The 5,102-nt window shown below is 49.6% G+C and carries 3 protein-coding genes and 1 pseudogene; 1 reads left to right on the top strand and 3 read right to left on the bottom strand.

Going from position 1 to position 5,102, the window contains the following annotated elements; all coding sequences use genetic code 11:
- Both FDW87_RS22405 and pgaA read right to left on the bottom strand, forming a co-directional pair.
- A partial coding sequence (locus tag FDW87_RS22405; protein WP_252363135.1) for a polysaccharide deacetylase family protein occupies positions 1–630 on the bottom strand: 630 nt, incomplete at its 3' end.
- Positions 631–639: 9 nt separating this feature from the next.
- Positions 640–3,102, bottom strand: coding sequence for a poly-beta-1,6 N-acetyl-D-glucosamine export porin PgaA (gene pgaA / locus FDW87_RS12070; RefSeq protein WP_075847466.1), 2,463 nt, complete (start codon positions 3,100–3,102; stop codon positions 640–642).
- A gap of 961 nt (positions 3,103–4,063) precedes the next feature.
- Between pgaA and FDW87_RS12065 the strand changes: the two genes are divergently transcribed.
- Positions 4,064–4,600 carry a GNAT family N-acetyltransferase gene (locus tag FDW87_RS12065; protein ID WP_016157400.1) on the top strand — a complete coding sequence of 179 codons (537 nt, stop codon included), beginning with the start codon at positions 4,064–4,066 and terminating at the stop codon, positions 4,598–4,600.
- A 228-nt stretch (positions 4,601–4,828) separates the two neighbouring features.
- On the opposite strand, the pseudogene FDW87_RS22400 reads toward FDW87_RS12065, so the two are convergent.
- Positions 4,829–5,102 (bottom strand): annotated as a pseudogene (locus FDW87_RS22400) (Vi polysaccharide transport protein VexE); the annotation flags it as partial.

Below are 5,102 nucleotides of genomic sequence, written 5' to 3'. Positions count from 1 at the left end.
CAGGCGGTTCGCCACCGCCGGTTCTTTACTTCCCTGCGGGTTGGCTTGTGCACCGAAATGCGAATTCCAGGTGTGCGCACCGACTTCCACCAACGGTGATTTGCCCATCTCTTCGACCATTTTCCAGGTGGCGAATTTATCTCGCGCCGTCATTAAGCCGCCAAAATCGACTTTTTTGTTGGCGGGAGCATCAACCCAACTCCCCACCGGCGCCCAAAGCGCAGGCCAGTTGTAGGCTTTCAGCAGCGGCCAGACGCGGGTATAAAAACTGCTATATCCGTCATCAAAGGTGAGTAATACCGCTTTTTCCGGCAACACGATTTTACCGTCATGGGCGTCCAGGATTTGCTGCACGCTGATCGGGTTATAGCCATTATCACGCAGCCAGGCCATTTGGTCGCTCAACGCGCTGGTGCGCACAGAAAGATAGCGCTGGTCGGCGGCACCATCCTCGACATCGTGGTAGCCGAGCACCAGGAAGCTATTTTTCGGCCACGGATGATCCGCCGTCAGCGGCGTTCTCTCTGCGGGAGGAACGTAGCGAGGCGTTGTATTGTGCGCGCTACTGCACGCGGTAATCATCAACCAGCCAGCGATTAATGCGCTAAGCCACAGGCATCTTTTCAGCATGAACAATCCTTAAAACCTGACATTTAAATCGAAAGCGAGGGAGATATTCCGCTCACGTTTACCGTCGTAGGGGCGTTTATCCCAAATCAGCATCACCCCGCCATCTACGACGTTGTTCCATTTGAGCCGTTGTCCGTATCCCACCTGAACGATGGCACCAGCGTCCTGGCCTTGCTGCCAATAGCCACCTACGCCAGCCAGACCTTGCTGCGTCCACACGGTGTCATAATGGCGGTAAAGAACCTGCTCCGCGCTCAGAGCCGGTACCACGGAAAAATCACTCTTCGGGTTGTAATACGGCACATTCTCTTTGGTGTTGGTGCTCCCGCCGATGCCCGGGGTAAAGTCCAGGGTGAAGCGCGGCGTTGTCCACATGCGCTCTTTTCCGCTGAGTCCGTATTCGATGCGATCGTTACCATCTGAGAAATGTGATGCGGCAAACGACAGTTGATATTCACGTCGTTCGTTTTGATACCAGCGAACAAACATATCGCCGCCGTTGGCATACACGCCGCTACGCAGCGCGCGCAGTGGCGTATTACGCGACAAGCGCTCGGCCGAACCGCCTACGCGCCAGTTGTCATTGAAGTCATGCCAGCCGGAAAGACGACCGCCAATTTTCTGACCATCGCCATAATTTCGGCCAGAGACTTCCATTTCTGCCCAGTAGTCGCGGGAAGTCCATTCCGCCCCCGCCGCCAGATCGCGGCTGATGCCTTTACCTTCCTCAAATTCGCCGGTAGCAAAGTTGAATCCAGTAAACAAGCGCCAGTTGTCGTTAATTGGCGGACTGTAAATGGCAGTATTGATGTTGAAGTCATTCTTACCGCTGACCGGGCTATCGGACGAGATCCCTTGTGTGCCGCTAATGCGCACTTCCGACATTTTGTGGACATCACGAATACGCGCGAGGCGCAGCGTCGCTTCATCATCCGGGCTACGGGCGATGACGTCATCCGTCAGTTCATCGGCCTGCCTCCATTCCTGGAGATCCAACGCAACATAAGCCTGCTGACGTTCCAGTTCCAGGTTGCTTGGCTCAATCACTTCCGCCAGCTTCAGCTCTTTCTCCGCCGCATGCGGCAAGCCACGTGCTTCAAGAACGGAGGCATAAGATATGCGCAGCCCCTGGTTACCTGAACCTGTTCGCGCCAGATGCTCTGCGAGCTTTTCAGCCTCAGGTAGTTCATTGGCAGCAATATAATATTGCGTCAGCATCGACTGTCCGAGCAGCCAGTTATCGTTAGGCTGCGGCGTTGGCGAACCATAGATGCGTCGCAGGTACGGACTCTCTTTGATTAGGTTTTCGGCCTGTTTTTTAGCGGCATCAAAGTTTTCATTATCGATATGCGCGTAGAACAGATCCTGTTGATCCTCAGGACCAAGCGGCGTAACGGGAATCGGTCCATTCGGGTAGTAGATGCTCATCAGCATCGCTTCGGTTTTTTCTGGCTGGCGTTCGCTTAACCATGCCGATGCTACCCAGCGTTTTGCGTAGTTTGGCACTTCGCCGCTCGCAGAAAGCGATTCGTATTCCTTAATCACTTCAGACGTTCGCTTACGAACCAGCAAAGCCCCCATGCGGTCAATTCTCGCCCGACGGACATCATTCTGCGCGGACGGCTCATCCTTCCAGGCAGCCAGCAACTGGTCATAGCGGGCCAGCGCTTTATCCGCCACGATAAACCGCTCTTCTTCATTACGTGCAGACGTATAGGAGGAGCGTACCATTTCGGCGGCCGCATCAAGCTCAAGGCGGCGCTTCACAGGATCTGCCGTAGGCACTACCTCCGCCATATTTAAGGCGGGTCCGGAAACACGGTTTGCTGACAGAGCAGACAGCAGCGTAGATTTTGCATTTTTGTTGCCAGGATCAACGTCATCCGCCTGGCTGGCAACCAACAGCGCGTCCCAGTTTTTTCCCTGAGAATGATATACGTAGGCAAGTAGCGCATCGGAGTCAGCACCCGGATGTGCCTGTGCCCATTTATTCGCTTCAGTAAGGGCTTGCTGATTGTAGCGAGCATCTGCCAACGTCATTATCCAGCCGGTGCGTACGTCAACGTTGTCAGGCTCTTCCTGTAAAACGCTTTCCCATACCGCCAATGAATCATTCCAGTTTTTCTGGTTACGGTACGCACGTGCAGCGGCGACTTTGCCGCGCGCAGGCACATCCATCTGCCCACGATAGCGCTGCCAGATTTCAATAGTGGCTTTATCGTTGTTATCAACCCAACTGGAAACTTGCAGCCAGTCGGCAACCTGATTTGGCGTTAGCGCGCTTTGCTTTCCCTGATCCTCTAGATAACGCAATAACGGTGCACTATTACCACCCCGCGCTTCAATAACCAAAGCGTCATAATCTGATGTCGCTGCAGAGATTTGCATAGGGAAAAGAACGCTTGCCGTAAATAAACAGCTTAAAGACTTAAAACGTTTAATGAAGTTGGCATGTCGACGCATACTTAACATATCTGCCCTTATAACTTACATCAGAGTAAAAATAAGCGTTTTCAATATATTACAGTCAGTTACTTACGATACCCGACCATGTAAGATGCAATGCCGCTTATTTTGCAATAGGGTTATGAAGCAATTAATTCTTTCGTCTTATTGACTACCCGCGCCTCGCCCTCTAATCGTGGGAAAGCAGGCGTAAACTCGAAAATTTTATCACTCAGCGTAGTTCGTGGCTATGCGATACGAAAACTCTTAGACAAAAAAGTATTTTAGACTAAATAATCCTAATACTCTTGGGATTGAATTCTGGATTTAGATTAAGTTTGCATGACGAAACCTTGTGACGATGATAACTATTGCTGGTTGGCATAGCTACACCGCGCAACTGTTTGCATGATAACTATTGTGTGCGGATAGAGAAAGTTCTGATAATAATGCCCCTGATAACAACAAAGATAACAATGTAAATAATATAACCTAATTTTAAGTTTCGAACAGGGTCGATAAAATGAAATTAAAGGTACAGTCATAAGCAGAACTAAGTACAGTAAAAAAAACAGTAAAAACTCAATAAAATCAAATGACTTCTTGACCTATCCTAGAAATCTACCAAAATTGGTATTTTGGTATCCGCCATAATACGTGCGCGAAGAATTGTGCATTGCTCAACTCGCTAAAGTATTTACCAACCTTGCGTATTATTGACAGTATCAACCACACCCCGTTTACCCTTACAATTTGAAAGCTTATTTACATTGAAAATAATTTATATACCCTAAATAATTCGAGTTACATGAAGGCGGCAAGTGAGTAAATCCCCAGGAGTTTAGCGAACTATGTGACTGAAGTGAGCTAGCGTAGCCAAGGTACATGCAGCTTAAAGAATGACGGGTATAGACACATAATTTTTTGCACTTACCTTCCCTCCAGCCTTTGAGGTAATTTGGACAAAGATGCCAATGGGAGCTGGTCAATGAAAATCGTTAACGCTGAAAAAAAACACATCCCCGCCATACGCGATATCTACGCCCATCATGTTAATCACGGTACCGGCAGCTTTGAAACTGACCCGCCGGATACCCGCGAGATGCAGGATCGTCTGGAAAAAATCCGCAGTCTGGGACTGCCATGGGTTGTCGCATTGCAAGAAGATAAGGTCATCGGGTATTGCTATCTCACCCGTTACCGCGAGCGTTATGCCTATCGCTATACCCTCGAAGATTCGATTTATATTGACCCGACGGCACAGCGTCAGGGGGTGGGAAAAGCGTTGCTACGCCATGTAATTGAGTGGGCTGAAACGCAGGGTTATCGGCAGTTGATCGCTATCGTCGGCGACAGCAATAATCAGGGATCGCTGAAAGTCCATCAGCAGGCCGGATTTACGAAAATAGGTACGCTGACGAACATTGGATTCAAGCATGGGCTCTGGCTTGATACGGTATTAATGCAACGCAGCCTGGGTACAGGTAACAGTACGCTACCAGCGGATTTCGATGCCGCTATTTAACATTGCTAAGGGGTGACTTCAGGATACTGTCTTCTGGTAACCCTCAGACAAACAGAACCACAATCAGGTATAACGTAGCTATTATATAATTCTACGTTTTTCAGCTCGTTAGAACGAAAAAAGCACCCGAACGTTAATGAACGGATGCTTTCTAAATAGAATAACTCAGTTTTACTTAGCGGGCGGCCCCGCCTGGTGCGCCAAAGGCATCACGGGGCAAACGTCTTTTCAGCCCGAAGATGTTTCATCCCTGCGCGTGATATTTCGCCAAATCCCCCCCGACAGTCTCAGATTTTCAGGCCCGCTATTCAGGATTTGGGTTACACATTTCAGGTAATTGTCTTTCCAGCGCTCAATAAAAGAAGACTGGCTTTCAAACCTCTGCGGATCGACCATTTTCTCCAAAACAAAATGGATGCGCCCGTCTCGCCACACCGGAACACCAAATACGGTGGGTAAGTGCATTTTCCAGGCAAGTCGAGAGCAAAAGGTGGAGTAGGTA

Origin of the sequence: Citrobacter sp. wls826 (genome assembly GCF_005281245.1) — a bacterium.
GTDB classification, from domain to species: domain Bacteria; phylum Pseudomonadota; class Gammaproteobacteria; order Enterobacterales; family Enterobacteriaceae; genus Citrobacter; species Citrobacter braakii.
Note: the sequence above shows the minus strand (reverse complement) of the source record. Positions and strands in the feature narration are given on the sequence as shown.